The organism is Stutzerimonas nitrititolerans, from assembly GCF_003696285.1.
Taxonomy (GTDB): Bacteria; Pseudomonadota; Gammaproteobacteria; order Pseudomonadales; family Pseudomonadaceae; genus Stutzerimonas; species Stutzerimonas nitrititolerans.
On sequence record NZ_RFFL01000013.1, the window covers coordinates 119,776 to 145,384 of the forward strand.

The 25,609-nt window shown below is 62.6% G+C and carries 23 protein-coding genes and 2 tRNA genes; 6 read left to right on the forward strand and 19 right to left on the reverse strand.

What is annotated here, in order from left to right; all coding sequences use genetic code 11:
* Positions 1-4: 4 nt before the first annotated feature.
* Complete coding sequence (locus tag EA795_RS16445; protein WP_122078432.1) at positions 5-313, forward strand: DUF2845 domain-containing protein; 309 nt, start codon at positions 5-7, stop codon at positions 311-313.
* A gap of 66 nt (positions 314-379) precedes the next feature.
* On the opposite strand, the gene EA795_RS16450 is transcribed toward EA795_RS16445, so the two are convergent.
* From EA795_RS16450 to ftsH, 15 genes are all read right to left on the reverse strand, one after another.
* Positions 380-754, reverse strand: coding sequence for a BON domain-containing protein (locus EA795_RS16450; RefSeq protein ID WP_122078434.1), 375 nt, complete (start codon positions 752-754; stop codon positions 380-382).
* Positions 755-1,102: 348 nt separating this feature from the next.
* Positions 1,103-3,208, reverse strand: coding sequence for a polyribonucleotide nucleotidyltransferase (gene pnp, locus EA795_RS16455; RefSeq protein ID WP_122078436.1), 2,106 nt, complete (start codon positions 3,206-3,208; stop codon positions 1,103-1,105).
* Between the two features lie 168 nt (positions 3,209-3,376).
* On the reverse strand, positions 3,377-3,646 hold the full coding sequence (gene rpsO / locus EA795_RS16460) for a 30S ribosomal protein S15 (RefSeq protein ID WP_014853911.1): 270 nt from the start codon (positions 3,644-3,646) through the stop codon (positions 3,377-3,379).
* A gap of 119 nt (positions 3,647-3,765) precedes the next feature.
* Positions 3,766-4,683 (reverse strand): tRNA pseudouridine(55) synthase TruB, encoded by a 918-nt coding sequence (truB, locus tag EA795_RS16465; RefSeq protein WP_122078437.1) that lies wholly within the window; start codon positions 4,681-4,683, stop codon positions 3,766-3,768.
* Between the two features lie 3 nt (positions 4,684-4,686).
* Complete coding sequence (rbfA, locus tag EA795_RS16470; protein WP_058076212.1) at positions 4,687-5,070, reverse strand: 30S ribosome-binding factor RbfA; 384 nt, start codon at positions 5,068-5,070, stop codon at positions 4,687-4,689.
* A 99-nt stretch (positions 5,071-5,169) separates the two neighbouring features.
* Positions 5,170-7,662, reverse strand: a complete 2,493-nt coding sequence (gene infB / locus EA795_RS16475; protein ID WP_065983527.1) for a translation initiation factor IF-2 — start codon at positions 7,660-7,662, stop codon at positions 5,170-5,172.
* A gap of 28 nt (positions 7,663-7,690) precedes the next feature.
* Positions 7,691-9,172 (reverse strand): transcription termination factor NusA, encoded by a 1,482-nt coding sequence (nusA, locus tag EA795_RS16480; protein WP_014853916.1) that lies wholly within the window; start codon positions 9,170-9,172, stop codon positions 7,691-7,693.
* A gap of 46 nt (positions 9,173-9,218) precedes the next feature.
* On the reverse strand, positions 9,219-9,677 hold the full coding sequence (gene rimP / locus EA795_RS16485; RefSeq protein ID WP_014853917.1) for a ribosome maturation factor RimP: 459 nt from the start codon (positions 9,675-9,677) through the stop codon (positions 9,219-9,221).
* Between the two features lie 127 nt (positions 9,678-9,804).
* Positions 9,805-9,881, reverse strand: a tRNA-Met gene (locus EA795_RS16490).
* 91 nt (positions 9,882-9,972) lie between these two features.
* A tRNA-Leu gene (locus tag EA795_RS16495) sits at positions 9,973-10,058 on the reverse strand.
* A gap of 8 nt (positions 10,059-10,066) precedes the next feature.
* On the reverse strand, positions 10,067-10,450 hold the full coding sequence (secG, locus tag EA795_RS16500) for a preprotein translocase subunit SecG (protein WP_014853918.1): 384 nt from the start codon (positions 10,448-10,450) through the stop codon (positions 10,067-10,069).
* Positions 10,451-10,454: 4 nt separating this feature from the next.
* The gene (gene tpiA, locus EA795_RS16505) at positions 10,455-11,210 is read right to left on the reverse strand and encodes a triose-phosphate isomerase (RefSeq protein WP_014853919.1); all 756 of its coding nucleotides are present in this window, start codon (positions 11,208-11,210) and stop codon (positions 10,455-10,457) included.
* Between the two features lie 66 nt (positions 11,211-11,276).
* On the reverse strand, positions 11,277-12,611 hold the full coding sequence (glmM, locus tag EA795_RS16510) for a phosphoglucosamine mutase (RefSeq protein ID WP_014853920.1): 1,335 nt from the start codon (positions 12,609-12,611) through the stop codon (positions 11,277-11,279).
* Positions 12,612-12,619: 8 nt separating this feature from the next.
* Positions 12,620-13,471, reverse strand: coding sequence for a dihydropteroate synthase (gene folP, locus EA795_RS16515; RefSeq protein WP_122078439.1), 852 nt, complete (start codon positions 13,469-13,471; stop codon positions 12,620-12,622).
* Positions 13,472-13,485: 14 nt separating this feature from the next.
* Positions 13,486-15,396 (reverse strand): ATP-dependent zinc metalloprotease FtsH, encoded by a 1,911-nt coding sequence (ftsH, locus tag EA795_RS16520; protein ID WP_058076206.1) that lies wholly within the window; start codon positions 15,394-15,396, stop codon positions 13,486-13,488.
* Positions 15,397-15,780: 384 nt separating this feature from the next.
* Here ftsH and yhbY point away from each other — a divergent pair, with 384 nt between their 5' ends.
* The gene (gene yhbY, locus EA795_RS16525) at positions 15,781-16,092 is read left to right on the forward strand and encodes a ribosome assembly RNA-binding protein YhbY (protein ID WP_014853923.1); all 312 of its coding nucleotides are present in this window, start codon (positions 15,781-15,783) and stop codon (positions 16,090-16,092) included.
* 9 nt (positions 16,093-16,101) lie between these two features.
* Here yhbY and EA795_RS16530 read toward each other — a convergent pair whose 3' ends face one another.
* Genes EA795_RS16530 through carA form a run of 4 tightly spaced genes read right to left on the reverse strand, consistent with a single transcriptional unit; the run spans position 16,102 to position 21,406 of the window.
* Positions 16,102-16,524 carry a hypothetical protein gene (locus tag EA795_RS16530; RefSeq protein WP_014853924.1) on the reverse strand — a complete coding sequence of 141 codons (423 nt, stop codon included), beginning with the start codon at positions 16,522-16,524 and terminating at the stop codon, positions 16,102-16,104.
* Positions 16,525-16,531: 7 nt separating this feature from the next.
* Positions 16,532-17,008 carry a transcription elongation factor GreA gene (greA, locus tag EA795_RS16535; protein WP_014853925.1) on the reverse strand — a complete coding sequence of 159 codons (477 nt, stop codon included), beginning with the start codon at positions 17,006-17,008 and terminating at the stop codon, positions 16,532-16,534.
* Complete coding sequence (gene carB / locus EA795_RS16540) at positions 17,005-20,226, reverse strand: carbamoyl-phosphate synthase large subunit (protein WP_014853926.1); 3,222 nt, start codon at positions 20,224-20,226, stop codon at positions 17,005-17,007. The genes greA and carB overlap by 4 nt, the downstream gene beginning before the upstream one ends.
* 31 nt (positions 20,227-20,257) lie before the next feature.
* The gene (carA, locus tag EA795_RS16545; RefSeq protein WP_014853927.1) at positions 20,258-21,406 is read right to left on the reverse strand and encodes a glutamine-hydrolyzing carbamoyl-phosphate synthase small subunit; all 1,149 of its coding nucleotides are present in this window, start codon (positions 21,404-21,406) and stop codon (positions 20,258-20,260) included.
* A 312-nt stretch (positions 21,407-21,718) separates the two neighbouring features.
* On the opposite strand from carA, the gene EA795_RS16550 reads away from it, so the two are divergent.
* From EA795_RS16550 to EA795_RS16565, 4 genes are read left to right on the forward strand one after another with little or no spacing between them, the layout of a single operon-like run.
* Positions 21,719-22,750: an ABC transporter substrate-binding protein gene (locus EA795_RS16550; RefSeq protein ID WP_014853928.1), complete on the forward strand. Its 1,032-nt coding sequence runs from the start codon at positions 21,719-21,721 to the stop codon at positions 22,748-22,750.
* 12 nt (positions 22,751-22,762) lie between these two features.
* Positions 22,763-23,557 (forward strand): ABC transporter permease, encoded by a 795-nt coding sequence (locus tag EA795_RS16555; RefSeq protein WP_256206577.1) that lies wholly within the window; start codon positions 22,763-22,765, stop codon positions 23,555-23,557.
* Positions 23,554-24,342 (forward strand): ABC transporter ATP-binding protein, encoded by a 789-nt coding sequence (locus EA795_RS16560; protein ID WP_122078441.1) that lies wholly within the window; start codon positions 23,554-23,556, stop codon positions 24,340-24,342. The genes EA795_RS16555 and EA795_RS16560 overlap by 4 nt, the downstream gene beginning before the upstream one ends.
* Complete coding sequence (locus tag EA795_RS16565) at positions 24,339-25,604, forward strand: NnrS family protein (protein WP_122078443.1); 1,266 nt, start codon at positions 24,339-24,341, stop codon at positions 25,602-25,604. The genes EA795_RS16560 and EA795_RS16565 overlap by 4 nt, the downstream gene beginning before the upstream one ends.
* The last annotated feature ends 5 nt before the right edge of the window (positions 25,605-25,609 follow it).

Genomic DNA, 25,609 nt, shown 5'->3' on the forward strand with positions numbered 1-25,609 from the left:
TGCCATGACCCGATGGATCGTCAAGACCGCCGTCACCTTGCTGTTCTGCACGCTACAGGCACACGCGGCTTCCACCCATCGCTGCGGCAGCAATCTGGTCAGTCTCGACGCTTCGACCGCCGAGGTTCGCGGCAAATGCGGCGAGCCCGCCAGCAGCGGTTTCGTCGGCTACAAGGAAGTCGTCGATCAGTACGGTTTCCGTACCGAGGTTCCGGTCGAGGAATGGACCTACGGCCCGACCCACGGGATGTATCACTTCCTTCGTTTCGAAGCCAACAGGCTTCGCCAGATCGACAGCGAACGCGGCCGCTGAACGAAAAAACCCGCCATCGGCGGGTTTTTACATCGAGGTGCCGCAACGGCACCTCGATAGCACGACTTATTCGACGGCTTTCAGGCCATCAGCCGAGACTTCGCGCACACCTTTGATCTGCTTGGCCTTGGCGATTGCAGCTTCGCGCTCGGCCTCGGTGGCGACAGTACCGGACAGCGAGACCACACCATTGTTGGTTTCGACTTCGATATCCATGCCCGGCGTTGCGTCCTCGGCCAGCAGGCTGGATTTGACCTTGGTGGTGATCCAGGTATCCGAAGCGGCTTCACCGGCGTCGTCCATGGTGTCGTTGGCCGCCAGCATGACGGTGTCTTTGGTCGCCAGAGCAGAAGTGTTTTCGGCGAAAGCCACACCTGCCATCGGCAGGGTCATGGCAGTGGCGATAACGGCGGCAGTCAAAGAGTTCTGAATGGTCTTCATAGATATCACTCCTGTTCTTCATGATTTCCGCGGTATTGCTCCGTCCGCGAATGCATGATTTACAGCGCAAGCGCCGTGCCAGTTACACGAAACTAAAAATCCCTTTATTTTCAATAGGATATTGAAACAGTAATGGCACACCAAGCTTGCAGTATGCATGTTTGGCAGCCAGCGGCACGTGCAAGTTGCAATCAGAAGACAGCCTCATGGAGGTCAGATCAAAACGAAAAAGGCCCGCCGAAGCGAGCCTTTTTTCGAAACGGACGTCCTACCATGTCGCGGAACAGGCTCCTGTGAGCCTGTTCAACACGTCAGAACGACGTGCCCGATAATGGCAGAAGCAGCCGATCAGGCGCCGGAGGCTTTCGCCGCCGCCACGTCCTTGATCGACAGCTTGATGCGGCCGCGGTTGTCCACGTCCAGCACCAGCACTTCGACCTCCTGGCCTTCCTTGAGGACATCGGTGACCTTCTCGACGCGCTGATCGCTCAGCATCGAGATGTGCACCAGGCCGTCCTTGCCGGGCAGGATGTTGACGAAGGCGCCGAAGTCGACGATGCGCTCCACCTTGCCGACGTAGATCTTGCCGATCTCGGCCTCTGCAGTGATGGCCAGCACGCGCTGCTTGGCAGCCTCGGCCGCTTCCTTGGTCTCGCCGAAGATCTTGATCGAGCCATCGTCTTCGATATCGATCGAGGCCTTGGTTTCTTCGCAGATGCCACGGATGGTCGCGCCACCCTTGCCGATCACGTCGCGGATCTTGTCCTGGTCGATCTTCATCGCCAGCATGGTCGGGGCGTTGGCCGACAGCTCGCTTCGCGACTGGGCGATCACCTGGTTCATCTGGCCGAGGATGTTCAGGCGCGCTTCCAGCGCCTGCTCCAGCGCCTGCTCCATGATCTCCTCGGTGATGCCCTGGATCTTGATGTCCATCTGCAGCGCGGTGACGCCCTTGGCGGTACCGGCCACCTTGAAGTCCATGTCGCCCAGGTGATCTTCGTCACCGAGGATGTCAGTCAGTACGGCGAACTTCTCGCCTTCCTTGACCAGACCCATGGCGATACCGGCTACCGGCGCCTTCATCGGCACACCGGCGTCCATCAGGGCCAGGGAAGCGCCGCAGACGGAAGCCATCGAGCTGGAACCGTTGGATTCGGTGATTTCCGACACAACGCGGATGGTGTACGGAAACTCGTCGGCACTCGGCAGCATGGCGGCGACACCACGACGGGCCAGGCGACCATGACCGATCTCGCGACGACCAGTGGCGCCCATGCGACCGCACTCACCCACCGAATAGGGCGGGAAGTTGTAGTGCAGCAGGAAGGGGTCTTTCTTCTCGCCTTCCAGGGTGTCCAGCAGCTGCGCGTCGCGCGCGGTGCCCAGGGTGGCAACCACCAGGGCCTGGGTTTCGCCACGGGTGAACAGGGCCGAACCGTGAGTCTTGTCGAGTACGCCGACTTCGATGTTCAGGCCACGCACGGTGCGGGTGTCGCGGCCATCGATACGCGGTTTGCCGTTGACGATGTTCTCGCGAACGGTACGGTATTCGATTTCACCGAAGGCGTCTTTCACTTCGCCTGCCGAAGGCTGACCTTCCTCGCCGGAGAAACGGGCAACGACCTGCTCACGCAACTCGCCCAGGCGCGCGTAGCGATCCTGCTTGATGATGATGGTGTAGGCCTGGGAAATCGCTTCGCCGAACTCGCTGCGAATGGCCGTGAGTAGCTCGGTGTTTTCCGCCTTGGGCTGCCAGTCCCAGGTCGGCTTGCCAGCTTCGGCTGCCAGCTCGGCAACGGCCTGGATAACGACCTGGAATTCGTCATGGGCGAACAGCACTGCGCCCAGCATCTGGTCTTCGGTCAGCTCCTTGGCCTCGGACTCAACCATCAGCACGGCGTCCTTGGTACCGGCCACGACCATGTCCAGGCTGGAAGCCTTGAGCTGCTCGTAGGTCGGATTCAGCAGGTAGCCGCTTTCCGGGTGGAAGGCCACGCGCGCAGCGCCGATCGGGCCGTTGAACGGAATGCCGGAGATCGCCAGCGCAGCAGAGGTACCGATCATCGCGGCGATGTCCGGGTCGGTCTTCTTGCTGGTCGATACCACGGTGCAGATGACCTGCACTTCATTCTGGAAACCTTCCGGGAACAGCGGGCGGATCGGACGATCGATCAGACGCGAGGTCAGGGTTTCCTTCTCGGAGGGACGCGCCTCACGCTTGAAGAAGCCGCCCGGGATCTTGCCGGCAGCGTAGGTCTTTTCCTGGTAGTGGACCGACAGCGGGAAAAAGCCCTTGCTCGGGTCGGCGGTCTTGGCACCGACCACGGTGACCAGCACGCTCACGTCGTCATCGACGGTGACCAGCACGGCGCCGGAGGCCTGGCGAGCGATACGGCCCGTCTCCAGGGTTACGGTCGACTGACCGAACTGAAATTTCTTGATTACCGGGTTCACGGTGTTTTCCTTCTCTCTGTTGCCTTTGGGGGAAATCGGCAGAACGCTCGGGAGTCGGCCCGAAGCTTCCTGCAAGAAAGCCGAAAGCTGGAAGCCCGAAGCTGCAAGCGGGTCATCCCCGGCTTTCAACTTCCAGCTTCCAGCTTCCGGCTTCCAACTCGCTACGTCTTAACGACGCAGACCCAGACGACCGATCAGGGTGCTGTAACGAGTAGTGTCCTTGCTCTTCAGGTAATCCAGCAGCTTGCGGCGCTGGTTGACCATGCGGATCAGACCACGACGGGAGTGGTGGTCCTTGCCGTTGGCCTTGAAGTGGTCCTGCAGCTTGTTGATGTTGGCGGTCAACAGTGCAACCTGCACTTCCGGAGAACCGGTATCGCCTTCAGCTTGCTTGTACTCGTTAACGATCTGGGCTTTTTCTTCAACGTTAAGTGCCATGATGGGCTCCTTATAGTGAACAGGCCGGGACGCATCCCGTGTTTATAAAGAGGGCTGACCGTGCCTGCCAACAGCCATCCTCGTGACGCAGCACGCCATTGGAGTGCACTGCGTATCGGTCATACCGACCGAATCAAGCGACGTGGCGCGATGCGCCCGTCTTCGCTCACCTCACCGATACCGATAAAGCGACCGTTATGATCCTGTACCCGAACCATCCCGAACTGAGGTGCTTCCGGGGCTCTCACCGGCTGTCCGTGGAGCCAGTAAAAGGCGCTGTGCTCCGAAAACTGCAACAGCGGCCAATGTTCCAGGCCGCTGTCGACCGGCTGGAGGAAAGCGTCAACCGCCTCCGCGCCGCCTTCGGCATGGGCCTGTTCGAGCGCCTCGAGCGTGACGGTCTGGCTCAGCTCGAACGGCCCTGCCTGAGTGCGCCGCAGCTCGGCCACATGCGCCCCGCAACCCAGTTCGCGCCCGAGGTCCTCGACCAGGGTGCGGATATAGGTGCCCTTGCTGCACGCTACCGCGAGCCGGGCCTTGTCCGCCTCCAGCGAAAGCAGCTCCAGGCGCGCAATGGTAACAGAACGCGGCTCACGCTCCACTACCTCTCCGGCACGTGCCAGCTTGTATAACGGCTGACCGTCACGCTTGAGCGCCGAGTACATCGGCGGCACCTGCTGAATATCCCCACGAAAACGCGGCAATATGGCTTCGAGCTGCTCCCGGCTGACATCCACCGGCTTGCGCTTGACCACTTCGCCTTCCGCGTCGGCGGTCGTGGTGGTGACGCCCAGCTGGGCCAGCGTCTCGTAGCCCTTGTCGGCATCGAGCAGGTACTGGGAAAACTTGGTGGCTTCACCGAAGCACAAAGGCAGCACGCCGGTAGCGAGCGGATCGAGACTGCCGGTATGCCCGGCCTTCTCGGCATTGAGCAACCAGCGAACCTTCTGCAGCGCGGCGTTGGACGTAAAGCCACGCGGCTTGTCGAGGAGAATGATGCCGCTGACTGCGCGGCGCACACGTTTTACCTGGGCCACGCGTTACTCTCCATCACCATGCTTGCGGTCTTCGGCGACGGCACGCTCGATCAGCGAGGCCAGTTCGACACCGCGACGGACGCTGGCGTCATAGTTGAAATGCAGCTGCGGTACCGTGCGCAGCTTCATCGCCTTGCCCAACTGCATGCGCAGGAAGCCGCTCGCCTCGTTGAGAATGCGCAGGTTCTCCTTGACCGTATCCTGGTCGTCGTCCTTGCCCATGACGGTGATGAACACCTTGGCATGGGACAGGTCGCGACTGACCTCGACGCCGGTGATGGTGATCAGCCCGAGGCGCGGATCCTTGATTTCGCGCTGGATCAACGACGCCAGCTCACGCTGCATCTGATCGCCTATACGCTGGGTGCGGCTGTAATCTTTTGCCATGACTCTTACCTTCTGAAACGCCGAAAGCTGGAAGCTCGAAGCCGGAGGCCGCATGGGCGGCGTCCGGCTTCTGACTTCCAGCTTCCAGCTTGCGTTTGCTTACAGCGAGCGCGCCACTTCGACTTTTTCGAATACTTCGATCTTGTCGCCAGCCTTGACGTCGTTGTAGCTCTTCACGCCGATACCGCACTCCATGCCGGCACGCACCTCGGCAACGTCATCCTTGAAGCGGCGAAGCGATTCCAGCTCGCCTTCGAAGATGACCACGTCGTCACGCAGCACGCGGATCGGACGGTTGCGGTGCACCATGCCCTCAAGGACCATGCAGCCCGCGACCGCACCGAATTTCGGCGAGCGGAACACGTCGCGCACTTCGGCGATACCCAGAATGTTCTCGCGAACATCGCTGCCGAGCATGCCGGTCAGGGCTTTCTTGACGTCCTCGATGATGTCGTAGATCACGTTGTAGTAACGCAGATCCAGACCTTCCTGCTCGACGATCCGGCGTGCGCCGGCGTCGGCCCGCACGTTGAAGCCGAACAGCACCGCATTGGACGCCAGCGCCAGGTTGGCATCGCTTTCGGTGATACCACCGACGCCGCCGCCAATGACGCGCACCTGCACTTCATCGTTACCCAGGCCGCTGAGCGAGCCCTGCAAGGCTTCCAGAGAACCGCGGACATCGGATTTGAGGACGATATTGAGCGTCTTCTTCTCTTCCTGCCCCATGCTCTCGAAGATGTTTTCCAGCTTGCCGGCGTGGGCACGGGCGAGCTTGACCTCGCGGAACTTGCCCTGACGGAACAGGGCCACTTCACGGGCCTTCTTCTCGTCGCTCAGCACGCTGAGCTCGTCACCGGCCTCGGGCGTACCGTCCAGGCCGAGAATCTCCACGGGGATCGACGGTCCGGCTTCCTTGATGGCGTTGCCGTTCTCGTCGAGCATCGCGCGGATGCGACCGTAGGTGGAACCAACCAGAGCCATATCGCCCTGACGCAGCGTACCGTCCTGTACCAGTACGGTTGCTACCGGGCCGCGGCCCTTGTCGAGACGCGACTCAACCACTACACCGCGGCCAGGCGCAGACGGCGTGGCCGTGAGCTCAAGCAGTTCCGCTTGCAGCAGTACCGCTTCGAGCAGTTCGTCGACACCGGTCCCCATCTTCGCAGACACCGCCACGAACGGCGTATCACCGCCCCATTCCTCGGGAATCACATCAAGTGCGCCGAGGCCGTTCTTGATGTTGTCCGGGTTGGCCTCTGGCTTGTCGATCTTGTTCACCGCAACCACGATCGGCACGCCAGCGGCTTTCGCATGCTGGACGGCTTCCTGGGTCTGCGGCATCACGCCATCGTCGGCCGCGACCACCAGAATCACGATATCGGTCGCCTTGGCACCACGGGCACGCATGGCGGTGAACGCCGCGTGGCCAGGGGTATCGAGGAAGGTGACCATCCCGCGCTCGGTTTCTACGTGGTAGGCACCGATATGCTGGGTAATCCCCCCCGCCTCGCCCACGGCGACCTTGGCGCGACGGATGTAGTCGAGCAGCGAGGTCTTGCCGTGGTCGACGTGCCCCATCACGGTCACGACCGGCGCGCGGGAAACGGCGTCGCCTTCGAACCGCAGGTATTCGGCCAGTTGCTCTTCCAGGGCGTTGTCGCTGATCAGCTTGACCTTGTGGCCCAGCTCTTCGGCGATCAACTGGGCAGTTTCCTGATCCAGCACCTGGTTGATGGTTACCGGCGAACCCATCTTGAACATGAACTTGATGACTTCGGCCGCCTTGACCGACATCTGCTGCGCCAGATCGGCAACCGTGATGGTTTCGCCGATCGCCACTTCGCGCACGATGGGGCCGGTGGGGCTCTGGAAACCATGGGCGTTGCGCTTCTTCAGCTTGGACTTGCCACGACCGCCACGGCGATGACTTTCATCTTCTTCACCCGTGCGCGAGGTGCGTCCGAGCGGCGCCTTCGCCTTGAGCGAAGGCCGATGCTGAGCCTGCTTGCGATCACGACGCTCGTCGTCATCGTTGCGCGTTTTCTCGGTGCGACGCGGTTCTTCCTTCTTGCGCTCCTCGACCGGAGCGGCAGGCACTTCGGCCTCTACCGGTGTCGGCGCTGCGGCAACCGGCGCAACCACCGGCGACCCTGCACGGGCCTCGGCTTCGGCCTGCGCCTTGCGACGGGCCTCTTCCTCGGCGCGCTGACGCGCTTCTTCCTCGGCCTTCAGACGAGCCGCTTCCTCAGCGGCGCGCTGCTCTTCCAGCTCGCGCTGCTTCTCGGCCTCGATCTCCTCGGCACTGCGCTTGACGAAGGTCTTCTTCTTGCGCACTTCCACACTGATGGTCTTGCTACCCGCCACTTTCAGCTTCGTGGTGGTCTTGCGCTGCAGGGTGATCTTGCGCGGCTCATCGGCCTTGGCGCCGTGGCTGCTCTTCAGATGCGCCAACAGCGCCTGCTTTTCGTTATCGGTCACTACTTGCTCGGCGCTGGTGTGCGACAGTCCTGCCTCACGCATCTGCTGCAGCAATCGCTCGACCGGTGTGTCGACCACTTGGGCCAGTTCTTTCACCGTGACTTGCGTCATGCATTTCTCTCCTCAGGCCGCTAATTGCTCACTCGAACCAATGGGCTCGGGCGGCCATGATCAGCTTGCCGGCACGCTCTTCATTGATGCCGTCTATCTCGAGCAGATCGTCGATCGACTGCTCGGCCAGGTCTTCACGGGTGATGACACCCCGCACTGCCAACTCGACCGCCAGTTCCTTGTCCATGCCTTCCAGCGCGAGCAAATCTTCAGCCGGCTGAGCGTCCGCCAGTTTCTCTTCAGTAGCGATCGCCTTGGTCAGCAGGCGATCCTTGGCGCGCGTACGCAGCTCATTGACGATGTCTTCGTCGAAGCCATCGATACCGAGCATTTCCTCCATGGGAACGTAGGCAACTTCTTCGAGGGAAGTGAAACCCTCTTCGACCAGGACCTGTGCAAGCTCCTCATCGACGTCCAGCTCTTCGATGAAGTTGCGCAGAATGTCGCCGGTCTCTTCCTGCTGCTTGGCCTGGATGTCATCCTCGGTCATCACGTTCAGGGTCCAGCCGGTCAGCTGGCTGGCCAGCCGCACGTTCTGGCCGCCGCGGCCGATGGCCTGGGCCAGATTGTCCTCGGCGACCGCGATGTCCATGGCATGGGCATCTTCATCGACGATGATCGCCGCAACTTCCGCCGGTGCCATCGCATTGATGACGAACTGGGCGGGGTTCTCGTCCCACAGCACGATGTCGACACGCTCGCCGCCGATTTCGCCGGAAACCGCCTGGACACGCGAACCACGCATGCCGATACAGGCTCCCTGCGGATCGATACGCTTGTCCTTGGAACGCACCGCGATCTTGGCGCGCGAACCGGGGTCACGCGAAGCGCTCATCACCTCGATCAGCTCCTCGGCGATTTCCGGCACTTCGATGCGGAACAGCTCGATCAGCATCTGCGGCGCGGTGCGCGACAGGATGAGTTGCGGGCCGCGGTTCTCGGTGCGGATTTCCTTGAGCAGCGCACGAACACGCGCACCGACGCGGAAGGTTTCGCGGGCGATGATGTCTTCGCGAGCCAGCAAGGCCTCGGCATTGTTGCCAAGATCGACGATGACGCTGTCGCGGGTCACCTTCTTGACCGTGCCGGAGATGATCTCTCCCAGTCGATCACGGTAGGCCTCGACGACCTGTGCGCGCTCGGCCTCGCGAACCTTCTGCACGATGACCTGCTTGGCGGTCTGCGCGGCAATGCGGCCGAACTCGATGGATTCGACTTTCTCCTCAAGGACATCGCCTACCTTGGCGCCGGCCTCGCGGGCCTGCTCCATGTCGACAGTCAGCTGATGAGCCGGATCATCGAAGTCTTCCTCTTCGACGACAGTCCAGCGACGGAAGGTTTCGTAGCTTCCGTTCTGCCGATTGATTTCCACACGCAGGTCGACTTCGTCTTCGAAGCGCTTCTTGGTAGCGGTGGCCAGAGCCAGCTCCAGAGCCTCGAAAATCACACCGGCCGGTACGCCCTTCTCATTGGACACCGACTCCACAACCAGCAGTACTTCTTTGCTCATCGTACGCCTCGCCTTTCGCAATCCATTGGGTCCGCGGGATCCGCGCTCAATCGAAACGGGGAATAATGTTGGTTTTGTCGATCATCTCGATCGGCAGCAGGTATTCATGGTCATCGACCAGCACCACGACATCCTGCTCTTCCACTCCGCGGAGAAGACCCTGGAAATTGCGCCGGCCCTCAAAGGGCGAGCGCAGCTTGATTTTCACCTGCTCACCAATGTGAGCGGCATATTGTTCTAACGTAAACAGCGGTCGATCCATGCCTGGTGACGACACTTCGAGGGTGTAATCCGAACTGATCGGATCCTCGACATCGAGGACGCCACTGAGCTGACGACTGACCTTTTCACAATCATCGACCAGAATTCCGTTGGGATGATCAATGTAGACCCTCAACAACGAATGGCGTCCCTGGGACAGGAACTCGATACCCCAGCACTGATAGCCAAGGGCCTGGACGACCGGGGCCAACAAGGCCTGCAACTGTTCTAGCTTGCTCGACATCGAAGTCCCTCGCGCATGCTGTACAAATGAAAAATGGGCGAAACGCCCATCCCTTTGATCGCCTGTAAGTGCCGGCGGCCTGGCCTGAAGCCAATAAAAAGCCCCTTGACAGGGGCTTTCTACCAACTGGTTGCGGGGGCTGGATTTGAACCAACGACCTTCGGGTTATGAGCCCGACGAGCTACCAGACTGCTCCACCCCGCGTCAAACTGGGCACGAATTATACGACCACACCCGACAACAGGTCAACCAAACACTGAAAACAAGAAAGCCCGCATCTGCGGGCCTGCTTGTTTGGTACCGAGGAGGGGACTCGAACCCCTACAGCCTATGGCCACTACCACCTCAAGGTAGCGTGTCTACCAATTCCACCACCTCGGCAAAAACCCTTACTGCTTCTCTTCTACCTGCGGAACTTCATCTGCGTTACCGGCAGAGGGAGCCGCCTCGAGAACAGGTACATCATCTACCACTGGCTTGGGCGCTGGAACCTCCAGCACTGCCGGATCCGGCAGACCAACCTCAGAGAGCCTTCCGGCCTGCTGGGATGCGAAGAATGCCAAGCCCAGACTGGTCAGGAAAAAAACGCCGGCAAGTATAGCAGTAAGCCGACTGAAAAAGGTAGAGGAGCCTTGGCTACCGAATACGGTTGCCGAAGCGCCTGCACCAAAGGATGCTCCTGCATCGGCACCCTTGCCCTGCTGCAGCAGCACCAGCACAACCACACCAATGGCAACCAGCAGATGCACCACAATCACAACAGTCTGCAACATCTGATCAGTTCCCCGCGGCGCGACAGATCGCACCAAATTCATTCGCTTTCAGAGAGGCACCACCAATCAGCCCCCCATCAATATCCGCCATTCCGAAAAGCTCGGCGGCATTGTCCGCCTTGACGCTGCCGCCATAAAGAAGGCGAACGCCATCGGCGACACGCTGATCTTCTCGCGCCAGCTGCTTTCGAAGGGCAGCATGTACTTCCTGGGCCTGCTCCGGCGTTGCCGTCAGCCCGGAACCAATGGCCCAGACCGGCTCATACGCCACAACCGCCTGCTCGAATGCCGCGATGCCGACCTCGGCGATCACATGCGCCAACTGCCGACCCACCACCTCGAGCGTCTGTCCGGCCTGCCGCTCCTCGAGCGACTCGCCAAGACACAAAATCGGTTTCAAACCGCAACTAAGCGCCGCCGCAAACTTGCGACTGACCACCTCGTCGCTTTCACCCAACAGCGAGCGCCGCTCCGAATGGCCGACCAGCACCCACTCGCAGCCCGCATCAGACAGCTGAGTCGCCGAGGTTTCGCCCGTCAGCGCACCAAACCCGGACTGTTCTGCGCAATCCTGAGCGCCAGCCGAAAAAGGCAGGCCCTCCAGACCACTCACAACCTGCGAGACATGCACACAGGAAGGAAACACCACCATCTCGACCTTCGCCGGCAACTCCTGTTGGCGGAGCGCCTCGATGAGCTCTGCAACGCTGGCGCGGGTACCGTTCATCTTCCAGTTACCAGCTACCATGGGGCGACGCATGCTTTACCTCGTCGGTCAAAGTGGGCGCAGATGTTACTCAACCGTTCTGAGCCTGGCAAGCGCGAATCACGCACAAACTTCGGTAACCACGTTTGCCAGTTCCTCGGCGTAACCACGCACCTCGGTCTCGTCGTCACCTTCAACCATCACGCGCACCAACGGCTCCGTTCCGGACTTGCGCAACAGCACCCGACCACGTCCGCCCATGCGTTCGGTCACGCTGTCGCTGGCGGCCTTGACCTGGGGATCGACGAGCGGATCGCGATCGCCAGCAAAGCGCACATTGATCAGCACCTGCGGGCATTTGTGCCAGGCGAGCCGCTCCTGGGCCAGGCTCTGGCCACGCCGACGCAGCGCCAGTACCACCTGTAGCGCGGCGATGATGGCGTCGCCGGTGGTGACATGCTGCGCGCAGACGATATGCCCCGAGTTCTCGCCACCCAGCACCCAGTCCCGCTCCAGCATCTCGGCCATCACGTAGCGGTCTCCGACCTTGGCCCGAACGAAGGGAATGTCCCGCGCCTTCAGCGCCAATTCCAGACCGAGATTGCTCATCAAGGTCCCGACCACACCTCCCGACAAGCGCCCCCGCTCCTGCAGATCGGTGGCGATGATATAGAGCAGCTCGTCGCCATCGACCACGGCACCGGTATGGTCGACCATCATCACCCGGTCGCCATCCCCATCGAAGGCGATCCCAAGATCCGCGCCATGCTCGACCACGGCCTTCTGCAACTGCCCCACATGCGTCGAGCCGACATCGGCGTTGATATTGAGGCCGTCGGGCTGCGCGGCTATCACCACCACGTCGGCGCCCAGCTCGCGAAAGACGGCAGGCGCCACCTTGTAGGTCGCGCCATGGGCACAGTCGAGCACGATCTTCAGCCCCGAGAAATCGGTGCTGGTGGGCACGCTGCTCTTGCAGAACTCGATGTAACGACCCGCGGCATCGTTGATCCGCGAGGCCTTGCCCAGCTGGGCGGATTCGACCACCGTCATCGGCGTATCGAGCAGTTCCTCGATCATCAACTCGACCTCGTCGGGCAGCTTGGTGCCGCGTCCCGAGAAGAACTTGATGCCATTGTCATTGTGCGGATTGTGCGAAGCACTGATGACGATACCGGCATCGGCATGGAAGGTACGCGTAAGGTAGGCCACCGCCGGCGTGGGCATCGGGCCCAGCAGCGAGACGTCGGCGCCAGCCGCTGAAAGGCCCGCCTGCAATGCCGACTCGAACATGTACCCCGAGATGCGGGTGTCCTTGCCGATCAGAATCCGGCACTTGCCGTGCTTGCGGAACGCCATCCCGGCGGCCCAGCCCAGCCGAAGCATGAAGTCCGGGGTGATCGGAAACTGTCCTACGTGGCCTCGAATGCCATCGGTTCCAAAATACTTTCTCATGTGAATTCCTATTCTGCCGCCTGTACGGCAGCGATCATCCGAACGACGTCGACCGTTTCGGCGACATCGTGCACTCTCAGGATATGCGCGCCCTTGGCCACCGCCAGCGCCGCCAGCGCGAGGCTGCCATAAAGCCGCTCGTCGACATCACGCCCCAACGCCTGACCGACCATGCTCTTGCGAGAAACGCCAACCAGCAGCGGCCGCCCGAGCTCATGCAGCCTCTCCATATGCTTGAACAGGCTGAGGTTGTGCGCCAGCGTCTTGGCGAAACCGAAGCCAGGATCCAGCACCACGCGCTCGGGCGAGATGCCGGCCGCGGCGCAGGCGGCCATACGCTCGGAAAGAAACTGGAAGACCGCCTCGGTCACGTTCTCGTAGCGTGGATCATTCTGCATGTCACCCGGCTCGCCACGCATGTGCATCAGACAGACCGGCAGGCCGGTGTCGGCCGCCGCATCGAGCGCACCATCACGCGCCAGCGAACGCACGTCGTTGATCAGCCCCGCGCCCAGTCGCGCGGATTCGCGAATGACGGCCGGCGTCGAGGTGTCCACGGAAATGACGACATCGAGCTCACGGGCAATCGCCTCGACAACCGGCGCTACCCGCTCCAGCTCTTCCAGGGGCGACACAGCCCTGGCACCGGGCCGGGTGGACTCGCCGCCAACGTCGATCAACGTCGCCCCGGCCGCGGCCATCGCCGCCGCATGACGCAGCGCGGCGTCCAGGCTGGCGTGCTGGCCGCCGTCGGAGAAGGAATCCGGCGTGACATTGAGAATGCCCATTACCTGCGGACGGGACAAATCAAGAACCCGGCTACCGCAAGGCAGCCGGGTGGATGGAAGGGTTTCTGTCATTGACTGGCCTGGCTTCAATGCTCGGCGGCGGGCCCACCGATGGGCGTATCCGGGCGCTCGCCCTCGGGCTGCACAGGCGCTCCGGGAGCCCCCGAACCACCTTCCCAGTCGCGCGGCTCGCGCGGAATACGGCCAGCCATGATGTCGTCGATCTGCGCGGCATCGATGGTTTCGTACTTCATCAGCGCCTCGGCCATCACATCCAGCTTGTCGCGGTTATCGGCCAGGATCTGCTTGGCGGTGCCGTAGCACTGGTCGATGATGCTGCGCACTTCCTCATCGATCATCCGAGCGGTCTCGCCGGAAACGTTCGCGTGCTGGCTGCCAGCGCTACGGCCCAGGAATACCTCGCCCTCTTCCTCCGCATACATCAGCGGACCGAGTTTCTCGGAAAGTCCCCACTTGGTCACCATGTTGCGCGCCAGTTGAGTGGCCCGCTGGATGTCGTTGGATGCGCCCGTGGTGACGCCCTCGAAGCCCAGGGTCATCTCTTCGGCGATACGCCCACCGAACAGCGAACAGATCTGGCTGATCAGCGCGCGCTTGGACAGGCTGTAGCGATCTTCCTCGGGCAGGAACATGGTCACGCCAAGTGCACGACCGCGAGGAATGATGGAAACCTTGTAGACGGGATCGTGCTCCGGCACGACGCGCCCGACGATGGCGTGACCCGCCTCGTGATAGGCGGTGTTGAGCTTCTCTTTCTCGGACATGACCATGGATTTGCGCTCGGCGCCCATCATGATCTTGTCCTTGGCGAGTTCGAACTCCTTCATCTCGACGATGCGCTTGCCGGCCCGCGCCGCGAACAGCGAAGCCTCGTTGACCAGGTTGGCCAGGTCGGCACCGGAGAAGCCGGGCGTGCCACGTGCGATCAGGGCCGGTTCGACGCTGTCACCCAGCGGCACCTTGCGCATGTGCACCTTGAGGATCTGCTCGCGACCCCGGATGTCCGGCAGCCCCACCACCACCTGGCGGTCGAAACGGCCCGGACGCAGCAACGCAGGGTCGAGCACATCGGGACGGTTGGTCGCAGCGATGACGATGATGCCGTCGTTCATCTCGAAGCCGTCCATCTCCACCAGCAACTGGTTGAGGGTCTGCTCACGCTCGTCGTGACCGCCGCCCAGACCGGCGCCACGGTGGCGACCCACGGCGTCGATCTCGTCGATGAAGATGATGCAGGGCGCATGCTTCTTGGCCTGCTCGAACATGTCGCGCACGCGGCTGGCACCCACGCCAACGAACATTTCGACGAAGTCGGAACCGGAGATGGTGAAGAAGGGAACCTTGGCCTCGCCCGCCACGGCCTTGGCCAACAGCGTCTTGCCGGTGCCCGGCGAGCCGACCATCAGCACGCCACGCGGAATGCGGCCACCCAGGCGCTGGAACTTGCCTGGATCGCGCAGGAACTCGACCAGCTCGGTCACCTCTTCCTTGGCCTCGTCGCAACCGGCCACGTCGGCAAAGGTGGTCTTGACCTGGTCTTCGGAAAGCAGGCGCGCCTTGCTCTTGCCAAAGCTCATCGGCCCGCCCTTGCCGCCGGCGCCACCTTGCATCTGGCGCATGAAGAACATGAACACCGCGATGATCACCAGGATCGGGAAGCTGGCCACCAGCAGCTGGGTCCAGATGCTCTGCTGCTCCGGCTGCTTGCCTTCGATCAGCACGTTGTTGTTGATCAGGTCCCCGATCAGGCCATTGTCCTGGATCGCCGGACGGATGGTCTTGAAGGTTTCGCCATCGCTGCGCTTGCCGATGATCACGTAACCATCGACGGTCACGCGCTCGACACGGCCTTCCTTGACCTGCTCAAGGAACTGGGAATAGTTGAGCGTCTGCGGCTCGGTCGGGCTGGAGAAGTTGTTCATCACCGTCACGAGGACCGCGGCGATGATCAGCCACAGGATCAGGTTTTTTGCCATGTCGTTCAAATTCATTACCCTCTGGAGCAAACCGCTATCGATGGCCCGCGTGACGGCCCTTGTTGGTCGCTCGGCCTAACTTACTACACAACCTGCGTGAACAGGCAGATTGGTCTGTAACCCCGTATGAAACATACTAGTCGGCAATCGACCTCCGCAGAAGGGATAGCGGCTCCATTCATCCGGCCAATCCAGTCGATCCGGCCACCTTCACCTCGTTCATATTGGGGCCATATCGGAAACTACAAGGCCGGCTACATTCATTACCCGGGTTTACATTACCCGCTCCAGGGGCCTGCCGAGCCGTTACCTCGTCTGTGCGGCCCGGGACCTCTCGGTTACACTAGCGACCGTTTTCCAGGGTTCTGACGCAAGGGTCGAATTATGCCGCTCACCAATGAGCAGAAGAAACACTACAAGTCCATCGGCCATCATCTGAAGCCGGTCCTGATCGTATCCGAGAACGGGCTGACCGAAGGCGTTCAGGCCGAGCTCGATCGCGCGCTGAACGATCACGAACTGATCAAGGTGCAACTGCGTATCGCCGAACGTGACGACCGCCATGCCCTGATCGAGGAGTTGTGCCAGCTCGGGCGCTGCGAGCTGGTGCAGGCCATCGGCAAGATGGCGTTGATCTATCGCAAGAATCCCAAGCCGAACAAGCAGCTGTCGAACATCCACCGCTACCAGGCCTGACGGCCGGTATCAGGCTGCGCGCGGACTGCCCAGGCTCGCCGCGCGCGGCGGCTCCTGCAGCACCAGCATCAATCCGCACAGGCCGATCACCAGATAGCTGAACAGCAGCCAGCGAGCCGACTCGAACAACTGGCCACCGGCAGCGAAGTGGCTGGCGGCAAGCAGCAGCACTGCCAGCAACAATTGACCGCGGACATCCCGCCAGAGGCTGCGGACCCCTTGCGCCTGCATCAGGACGACAGCCTGCAGCACTGCACAGAATGCCGCGAAGCCCACCAGCAGCGGCCGCAGCGTGCCGGCGATTTCCTCCACCAGCAGCGGCGCCAGGCCGATCTTGCCCAACGTCGGCAACATCACGAACTGCAACAGCCAGAGCCCGCCGACCCAGAAGGTCTGCGCCAGCCTCCAGCTGATGATGCCGGCCTGGTTCACCGGGCGGTCAGATATGACGCACCTCGACGATCTCGTACTCGATCACGCCACTGGGGGTCTTGACCGCCACCACGTCGCCTTCTTCCTTGCCGACCAGCGCGCGGGCGATCGGTGAACTCACCGACAGCTTGCCCTGCTTGATGTCCGCCTCGTCGTCGCCGACGATCTGGTAGCTCACCTGCTCGTCGGTCTCGACATTGGCGATGTCCACGGTGGTACCGAAGATCACTTTGCCGGTATGCGGGATGTTGGCGATGTCGATGACCTGGGCGTTCTGCAGGCGCCCCTCGATATCGCGGATGCGCGCCTCGACCATGCCCTGCTGCTCGCGCGCGGCATGGTATTCGGCGTTTTCCTTGAGATCGCCCAGCTCGCGCGCCTCGGCGATGGCCTGGGTGATCTGCGGACGCAACACGGTCTTCAGATGCTTGAGTTCATCTTCCAGGGCGCGAGCGCCCTGGACGGTCATCGGGAATTTGGTCATGACTTGATTCCTGCGTGGAGCTCCTGCAAGCGGCGCACGGTCTTCTCGGGACCGAACTTGAGCGCCTCGCAGATCGCCTGGCCACCGGCGATGGTGGTGGTGATGCAGATCTTGTGCTGCAGGGCGTTGCGGCGAATGGAATACGAATCGGCGATCGACTGCCGGCCCTCGGTAGTATTGATGATCAGGGTGACTTCGTCATTCTTGATCATGTCGACCACGTGCGGCCGCCCCTCGGTCACCTTGTTCACCTGGCGCACCGGCAAGCCAGCCGCTTCGATGATGCGCGCGGTGCCGGCGGTGGCGACGACCTCGAAGCCGAGATCGACCAGATCACGGGCGACCTGCTCGACGTAGGGCTTGTCGTCCTCGCGCACGCTGATGAAGGCGCAACCGGAGTTCGGCAGGATCTCGCTGGCGCCCAGCTGGGCCTTGGCGAAAGCCTCGGCGAAGCTGTCGCCGACACCCATCACCTCGCCGGTGGATTTCATTTCCGGTCCGAGGATGGTGTCGACGCCGGGGAACTTGGCAAAGGGGAACACCGCTTCCTTGACGCTGAAGAACGGCGGAATGATTTCTTTGGTGAAGCCGACTTCGGCCAGGGTCTTGCCGGCCATGACACGCGCCGCGACCTTCGCCAGCGACTCGCCAATGCACTTGGAAACGAACGGCACGGTACGCGAGGCGCGCGGGTTGACTTCCAGCACGTAGATGTCTTCGCCCTGCACGGCCATCTGCACGTTCATCAGGCCGATCACGTCGAGCTCCAGGGCCATCTTGCGCACCTGCTCGCGGATCTCGTCCTGGATGTGCTGCGGCAGCGAATAGGCCGGCAGCGAGCACGCCGAGTCACCGGAGTGCACGCCGGCCTGTTCGATATGCTGCATGATGCCGCCGATCACCACCTGCTCGCCGTCGCACACGGCATCCACGTCCACCTCGATGGCGCAGTTGAGGAAGTGGTCGAGCAGCACCGGGCTGTCGTTGGACACCTGCACGGCTTCGCGCATGTAGCGCTTGAGCTCTTCCTCGTCGTAGACGATTTCCATGGCCCGGCCGCCCAGCACGTAGGACGGGCGCACCACCAGCGGATAACCGATGGCCTTGGACGCGGCGATGGCCTCTTCCTCGCTGCGCGCGGTGGCGTTCTGCGGCTGGCGCAGGTTCAGGCGCTGGACCATCTGCTGGAAGCGCTCGCGGTCTTCGGCGCGGTCGATGGCATCCGGCGAGGTGCCGATGATCGGCACGCCGGCCTCTTCCAGGGCGCGGCAGATCTTCAGCGGGGTCTGGCCGCCGTACTGCACGATGACGCCCTTGGGCTGCTCGACACGGACGATTTCCAGCACGTCTTCCAGGGTCACCGGCTCGAAGTAGAGACGATCGGAGGTGTCGTAGTCGGTGGAGACGGTTTCCGGGTTGCAGTTGACCATGATGGTCTCGTAGCCGTCTTCACGCATGGCCAGCGCGGCGTGCACGCAGCAGTAGTCGAACTCGATGCCCTGGCCGATACGGTTCGGCCCGCCGCCGAGAATCATGATCTTGTCGCGGCCGGACGGATTGGCCTCGCACTCTTCCTCGTAGGTCGAGTACATGTAGGCGGTGTCGGTGGCGAACTCGGCGGCGCAGGTATCCACCCGCTTGTACACCGGCAGCACCTTGAGCTTGTGGCGATGGCTGCGCAGGTTCTTCTCGGTGACGCCGAGCAGCTTGGCCAGGCGCGCATCGGAGAAGCCCTTGCGCTTGAGCTTGTACATCCGGTCACGATCGATGCTGGACAGGCCCAGGGTCTTGACCTGCTCCTCCTCCTTGACCAGATCCTCGATCTGCACCAGGAACCAGCGATCGATCTTGGTCAGGGCGAAGACATCGTCGATGCTCTTGCCGGCACGGAAGGCATCAGCCACGTACCAGATGCGATCAGCACCAGGCACGGTCAGCTCGCGGGTCAGCGTGCTCTCGGCCTCGGCATCGCCCAGGTTCAGCTTGGGATCGAAGCCGGTAGCGCCGACTTCCAGGCCACGCAGCGCCTTCTGCACCGACTCCTGGAAGGTCCGGCCGATGGCCATGACTTCACCGACGGACTTCATCTGGGTGGTCAGGCGCGCATCGGCCTTGGGGAATTTTTCGAAGGCGAAGCGCGGAATCTTGGTGACGACATAGTCGATCGCCGGCTCGAAGGAAGCCGGGGTGCGACCGCCGGTGATATCGTTCTGCAACTCGTCGAGGGTATAACCCACGGCCAGCTTGGCGGCGATCTTGGCGATCGGGAAGCCCGTGGCCTTGGAGGCCAGCGCGGAGGAACGCGACACCCGCGGGTTCATCTCGATGACCACCATGCGTCCGGTGTCCGGATGGATGCCGAACTGCACGTTGGAGCCGCCGGTTTCCACACCGATCTCGCGCAGCACCGCCAGCGAGGCGTTGCGCATGATCTGGTATTCCTTGTCGGTCAGGGTCTGCGCCGGGGCGACGGTGATGGAGTCGCCGGTGTGCACGCCCATCGGGTCGAAGTTCTCGATGGAGCAGACGATGATGCAGTTGTCCTTCTTGTCGCGGACCACCTCCATCTCGTACTCCTTCCAGCCGATCAGCGATTCGTCGATCAGCAGTTCGCTGGTCGGCGACAGATCGAGGCCGCGGGCGCAGATCTCCTCGAACTCTTCGCGGTTGTAGGCGATGCCGCCGCCGGTGCCACCCATGGTGAAGGACGGCCGGATGATGCAGGGGAAGCCGACCTTGTCCAGCACGCCGTAGGCTTCGTCCATGTTGTGCGCGATGCCCGAGACCGGGCAGGCCAGGCCGATGTCACGCATGGCCTTGTCGAAGCGCGAGCGGTCTTCGGCCTTGTCGATGGTATCGGCGTTGGCACCGATCATCTCGACGCCGAATTTCTCCAGCACGCCGTGCTTTTCCAGGTCCAGCGCGCAGTTCAGCGCAGTCTGGCCACCCATGGTCGGCAACAGGGCGTCGGGGCGCTCCTTCTCGATGATCTTGGCCACGGTCTGCCACTTGATCGGCTCGATGTAGGTGGCATCGGCCATGGCCGGGTCGGTCATGATGGTGGCCGGGTTGGAGTTCACCAGGATGACGCGGAAACCTTCCTCGCGCAGGGCCTTGCAGGCCTGGGCGCCGGAGTAGTCGAACTCGCAGGCCTGGCCGATGACGATGGGGCCGGCGCCGAGGATCAGGATGCTTTTGATATCTGTACGTTTTGGCATGGAGTAACTCTCGAATTCCTGATTTCAGCGATCAACGACGGGCCGCCATGGCGGAGATGAAGCGGTCGAACAGCGGCGCGACGTCGCAAGGACCAGGGCTCGCTTCCGGGTGGCCCTGGAAGCCGAAGGCCACCTTGTCGGTACGCTCGATGCCCTGCAGGGTGCCGTCGAACAGCGATTTGTGAGTGGCACGCAGGTTGGCCGGCAGGCTCGCCTCGTCGGCGCAGAAACCGTGGTTCTGACTGGTGATCATCACCACACCGGTCTCCAGATCCTGCACCGGATGGTTGGCACCGTGGTGGCCGCTGGGCATTTTCACCGTGATCGCGCCGGATGCCAGCGCCAGCAGCTGATGACCCAGGCAGATACCGAATACGGGGATATCGGTCTCCAGCACTTCCTGGATGGCCCGGATGGCGTAATCGCACGGCTCGGGGTCGCCCGGGCCGTTGGCCAGGAAGATGCCGTCCGGGTTGAGCGCCAGCGCCTCGCTGGCCGGGGTCTGCGCCGGCAGCACGGTGACGCGGCAGCCGCGCGCGACCAGCATGCGCAGGATGTTGTACTTGACGCCATAGTCGTAGGCGACCACGTGGTACGGCAGCTCGCTAGCCGGAATCTCCGGATGGCTGTCGGTTTCCAGGTTCCAGAGGCTGTAACGCCACTCGTAGCGCTCCTTGACGCTGACCTCCTTGGCCAGGTCCATGCCCTTGAGGCCCGGGAAGCTGCGCGCCAGCTCCAGCGCCTTCTCTTCGGTCGCGTCAGCTCCAGCCAGGATGCAACCGTTCTGCGCACCTTTTTCGCGCAGGATGCGAGTCAGGCGACGGGTATCGATGCCGGCGATGGCGACGGTATCGTTTTCCTTCAGGTAGTCGGGCAGCGACTGCTTGTTGCGCCAGTTGCTGGCCAGCAGCGGCAGGTCGCGGATGACCAGGCCGGCCGCCCAGACCTTCCAGGATTCGGCATCCTGCGGCGTGGTGCCGGTATTGCCCACGTGGGGGTAAGTCAGGGTGACGATCTGCTTGGCGTAGGAAGGATCGGTAAGGATTTCCTGATAGCCGGTCATGGCGGTGTTGAACACCACCTCGCCGATGGTCTGGCCATCGGCGCCGATGGATTCGCCGCGAAAGATGCTGCCATCGGCAAGGGCCAGAATGGCTGGCGTAGTGGCTGGCTTAGTCAAGAGACCTCCCGTAGATCAAGGCTGGAGCAGACGCAGATTGTAAAAAAGCGGGATGACGTGTGAAGGTCATCCCGCTTTTTTGTTTGATTCATTTCTGCGCAACTTTAGTGGACACACTAAACGGAACACTATACAGAAAGCCGGCCTTTCTATCCAGACGATATCCCACCGCAACGATCTAAAAAGCGCGAGCAGCATTCTGCATGACTGGTTGACAATTATCATTCTCATCTCCTGCGAGTGACAGATAAACTCCCCGCTTTACCTCGAACGCCAGGAAACCTCCATGTCAGCCAACCGGACCGCCAGGTAATGCCAGGCGCCTTCTCCCGCCTGCGACTTTTCGCCTTTCTATTCGCCGCCTGCGCTGCATTGGTCTTACCACCGGCGCTGGCTGAGGCCACGCCGGCCATGCGCGAACGCCTGGTATTGGCCGGCCCGGCAGCCTCCGTGACCAATCCGCTGATCCACATGCTTGAAAGCGGCGCACTGGACGACCTGGCCCGGTCCACCGAATTCATTCTGTGGAACAACCCCGACCAACTGCGCGCGTTGGTCATACAGGGACAGGTCGACTTCATTGCGGTGCCGACCAACGTGGCCGCCAACCTGTACAACCGGGGTGTCCCGCTCACCCTGCTCAACGTTTCCACCTGGGGCGCCCTGTGGATGGTCTCGCGCACGCCGGGCCTGCAGACCCTGGCTGACTTCAAAGGAAAGGAAGTAGCCATCCCCTTCCGCAACGACATGCCGGACATCATCTTCGACTTCCTCGCCGAAGAGCAGGGGCTGGACCCGCAACGTGATTTTCAGCCGCGCTATACCGCCACACCCCTGGATGCCGTGCAGTTACTGATCACACGCCGGATCGACCACGCCCTGCTCGCTGAGCCCGCCGTATCCATGGTGCTGCGCAAGACCCAGTCCTTCCCCGTTTCACTGGTAGCGCCCGAGCTGTATCGCAGCGTCAACCTGCAGGAGCAATGGGGAAAACTGCTGGGCATCGAAGCCCGCATTCCCCAGGCCGGCCTTGCCGCACTCGGCGCGGCGCGCCTCGATGTCGAGTTGAGCGCCCGCGTCGAACAGGCCTACGCGCAATCGAGCCGCTGGTGCAACGAACATCCCCTGCCTTGCGGCGAGATGGTCGCTCGCCGCATCGACCTGCTCGATGCCCAGGCCGTAGCCGACTCGCTGCAGTTCCAATCCCCTCACTACGCCAGTGCCGCCCAGGCCCGCCCCGAACTGGAAACCTTTTTCCGGCTCCTGTTGCAACGGCAGCCCGCCAACCTGGGCGGCAAGCTGCCTGAGGATGGCTTCTACGGTGAGGCATCCGCCCAGAAATAAATGAAGTATTTTCTGAGAACCTTGCGCGATGGCCTGCTCGCCACGCTGAGCTACCTGTGGAGCGGCTGGGGCGCCCTGGCCAGCCTGTTGCTGTTCTGTGCCGCCTGGGAATTCACCGGACGCGTCCATGGAGCCCTGGTGTTACCTGGCCCCGTGGCGACCCTGGAACGTCTCGCGGAGCTATTCGACAGCGGCCTGGCCCTGCCACAACTGGCCATTTCCACCCGACGCACGCTGTACGGCCTGGGCGCCGCGCTGCTGGCCGGCAGCGCACTCGGCCTTCTGGCGGGGCGCTCGCTCACCGCCGCCATGCTGTCCCGGCCGCTGGTCACATTGCTGCTGGGCATGCCGCCCATCGCCTGGCTGGTACTGGCCATGCTCTGGTTCGGCATGGGCGACGCCACGCCCGTGTTCACCGTATTCATCGCCTGCTTCCCCATCGTCTTCGCCGGCGCCATGCAGGGCACGCGCACCCTGGACAATCAACTGAAGAAAGTTGCGCTCGCCTATCACCTGCCCTGGCACATGCTGCTGACGGACCTGTACTTCCCCCATGTCATGTCCTACCTGTTCCCGGCGTGGATAACCGCATTGGGCACCTCATGGAAAGTGGTGGTGATGGCCGAACTGCTGAGTACCACGGACGGCGTCGGCGCAGCCCTGGCAACTTCCCGCGCGCAGCTGGACACCGCCACCTCGCTGGCCTGGGTGGCCGCCGTCCTCGGGCTGCTGCTGGCCACCGAATACCTGTTTCTTGAACCTCTCAAGCGCCGGGTCGAGCGCTGGCGCTCGGAGCCGACCACATGAATGCCCTGCATATCCGCCACCTTTACCATCGCTACGGGCTGACCGAAGTGCTGGCCGACGTCGGCCTCGATCTGTACGCCGGCGAAACCCTGGCTCTGGTCGGGCCTTCCGGCTGTGGCAAGAGCACGTTGCTGCAGATAATCGGGGGCCTGCTGGCACCTTCGGAAATCGTCATGCAGTGCGATTTTCGCGGCATCGGCTACGTCTTCCAGGATCCCAGCCTGATGCCCTGGATGACCGCCCAAGAAAACATCGCCCTAGGCCTCAAGGCACTCGGCGTGCCCAGGGCAGCCCGCCACAGGCAGGCGACAAGCATGGCCGCGCGCCTTGGGCTGACGGACGAGGACCTCGACAAATATCCCCATGAACTGTCCGGCGGGATGCAGAGCCGGGTATCCCTGGGCCGTGCGCTGATCCTCTCGCCCGACCTGCTGTTGCTGGACGAACCTTTCTCGGCGCTCGACGTCGGCCTCAAGCTGGAACTCTACGCCCTGCTCCGCCAACAGGTGGTGCAACGAGGCAGCGCGGTACTGCTGATCACCCACGACCTGATGGAAGCGGTACGCCTGGCCGACCGCATCCTGCTGATGGTGCCCGCGCCCGGTCGCCTGGTACACGAATTCGTCCTGGACATGCCCCAGGCCGAACGCACGGAAGCCTGGATCCACCAGACCACCGGCGAGCTGATGGAAACCCCGCAAGTCCGCATCGGCTTCGGCCTGGCCGAAGGCACCCTGGCGCCAGCCAGCCACGAACAACCCCGTCATAGCGGTTGCCGCGTATGAACAGGCCCAGGATCACCTCTCCCCTTCTCATCTGCGGCTTCCGGCCCTTCTTCGTACTCACTGCCGCCAGCGCCATCGGCTTCATGCTGACCTGGGTCCTGCTGCTGGACGGTTGGCTCGACGGCTGGCACCCGCCCGGTGGCCCGACGGCCTGGCATGCCCATGAACTGCTGTTCGGCTTCGCCGCTGCCGCCGTCGCCGGCTTTGCCCTGACCGCCGTTCCCGAATTCACCGCCACCCCGGCCATCGGCGGGCGACCACTGGCCCGTCTCGTGCTGTTGTGGTTGCTGGCCCGCCTGGCCTATGCACTGGCGGCCTACTGGCCGGCCTCACTGGGCGCCTGGCCGGCAGCCCTGTGCAACCTGGCATTCTGGCTGGCCCTGCTGAGGCAGATCGGCCCTAGCCTCTGGCGCGATCCGGGACGCAGCCACCTCAGCTTCGCCTGGGCCATCGCTGCGCTGTGCGCATTGCAGGCCGGATTTTTCATCTCCCTGGTCATCTCGGCCAATGCCATGACCTGGCTACATGCGGCGACGGGCGCGCTGGCCATTCTGATCGTCATCGCCACCAGCCGCATCTCCATGAGCGCCGTGAATGGTCAGCTCGAACAGGGCCGTCCCGGCGCCCCACCCGCAACCACCACCTACCTGGCGCGCCCACCACGGCGCTACCTGGCGATCTTCTGCATAGCCGTCTGCAGCGCGACCGAATTTGCCCTCGGCCACGACATCGTCACCGGCTGGACCGCCCTCGCCGCCGCAGCGGCCATGTTCAACCTGCTCAACGACTGGCACGTCGGACGACCGCTGTTCACCCGCTGGAGCCTGATGCTCTATGCCAGCTACTGGCTCATCGCCCTGGGCTACGGCCTGCTGGGCGCCGCCTGGCTGGGCGCGCCACTGACGCCCTCGGCCGGTCGTCACCTGCTGACCGCCGGCGCGATGGCCCTGTCGATCTTCGCCGTCATGGTCATGGTCGGGCGTATCCATGCCGGGCTATGGCTGGACTACCGCCCCTGGCTGCCACTTACCGCTGCCATGCTGGTGCTGGCTGCGCTGCTGCGCACCTGGGCCGGCGTCTGGGCAGCAGCCCCCTGGCATGGCACGCTGCTGACGGTATCGGGGCTGCTCTGGGTCAGCGCTTTCGCCATTTATCTGGGGCACACCTGGCCGGCGTTGAGTGGGCCGCGCACCGATGGCCAGGAAGGCTGCGCCGAGCCCCTGGGGCGGGGCACCGGATCTGGTGAAGGCGGCGCGTGCTGATCACC

Bases quoted from the DNA above. Each gene is read 5' to 3' on its own strand.
- folP (WP_122078439.1), bottom strand. From the start codon at position 13,471: ATGACAGAAACCCTTCCATCCACCCGGCTGCCTTGCGGTAGCCGGGTT.
- rimP (WP_014853917.1), bottom strand. From the start codon at position 9,677: ATGTCGAGCAAGCTAGAACAGTTGCAGGCCTTGTTGGCCCCGGTCGTC.
- secG (WP_014853918.1), bottom strand. From the start codon at position 10,450: ATGTTGCAGACTGTTGTGATTGTGGTGCATCTGCTGGTTGCCATTGGT.
- rbfA (WP_058076212.1), bottom strand. From the start codon at position 5,070: ATGGCAAAAGATTACAGCCGCACCCAGCGTATAGGCGATCAGATGCAG.
- rpsO (WP_014853911.1), bottom strand. From the start codon at position 3,646: ATGGCACTTAACGTTGAAGAAAAAGCCCAGATCGTTAACGAGTACAAG.
- tpiA (WP_014853919.1), bottom strand. From the start codon at position 11,210: ATGCGTCGCCCCATGGTAGCTGGTAACTGGAAGATGAACGGTACCCGC.
- yhbY (WP_014853923.1), top strand. From the start codon at position 15,781: ATGCCGCTCACCAATGAGCAGAAGAAACACTACAAGTCCATCGGCCAT.
- EA795_RS16550 (WP_014853928.1), top strand. From the start codon at position 21,719: ATGCCAGGCGCCTTCTCCCGCCTGCGACTTTTCGCCTTTCTATTCGCC.
- nusA (WP_014853916.1), bottom strand. From the start codon at position 9,172: ATGAGCAAAGAAGTACTGCTGGTTGTGGAGTCGGTGTCCAATGAGAAG.
- EA795_RS16450 (WP_122078434.1), bottom strand. From the start codon at position 754: ATGAAGACCATTCAGAACTCTTTGACTGCCGCCGTTATCGCCACTGCC.
- EA795_RS16560 (WP_122078441.1), top strand. From the start codon at position 23,554: ATGAATGCCCTGCATATCCGCCACCTTTACCATCGCTACGGGCTGACC.
- EA795_RS16445 (WP_122078432.1), top strand. From the start codon at position 5: ATGACCCGATGGATCGTCAAGACCGCCGTCACCTTGCTGTTCTGCACG.
- carB (WP_014853926.1), bottom strand. From the start codon at position 20,226: ATGCCAAAACGTACAGATATCAAAAGCATCCTGATCCTCGGCGCCGGC.
- infB (WP_065983527.1), bottom strand. From the start codon at position 7,662: ATGACGCAAGTCACGGTGAAAGAACTGGCCCAAGTGGTCGACACACCG.
- ftsH (WP_058076206.1), bottom strand. From the start codon at position 15,396: ATGGCAAAAAACCTGATCCTGTGGCTGATCATCGCCGCGGTCCTCGTG.
- EA795_RS16565 (WP_122078443.1), top strand. From the start codon at position 24,339: ATGAACAGGCCCAGGATCACCTCTCCCCTTCTCATCTGCGGCTTCCGG.
- greA (WP_014853925.1), bottom strand. From the start codon at position 17,008: ATGACCAAATTCCCGATGACCGTCCAGGGCGCTCGCGCCCTGGAAGAT.
- glmM (WP_014853920.1), bottom strand. From the start codon at position 12,611: ATGAGAAAGTATTTTGGAACCGATGGCATTCGAGGCCACGTAGGACAG.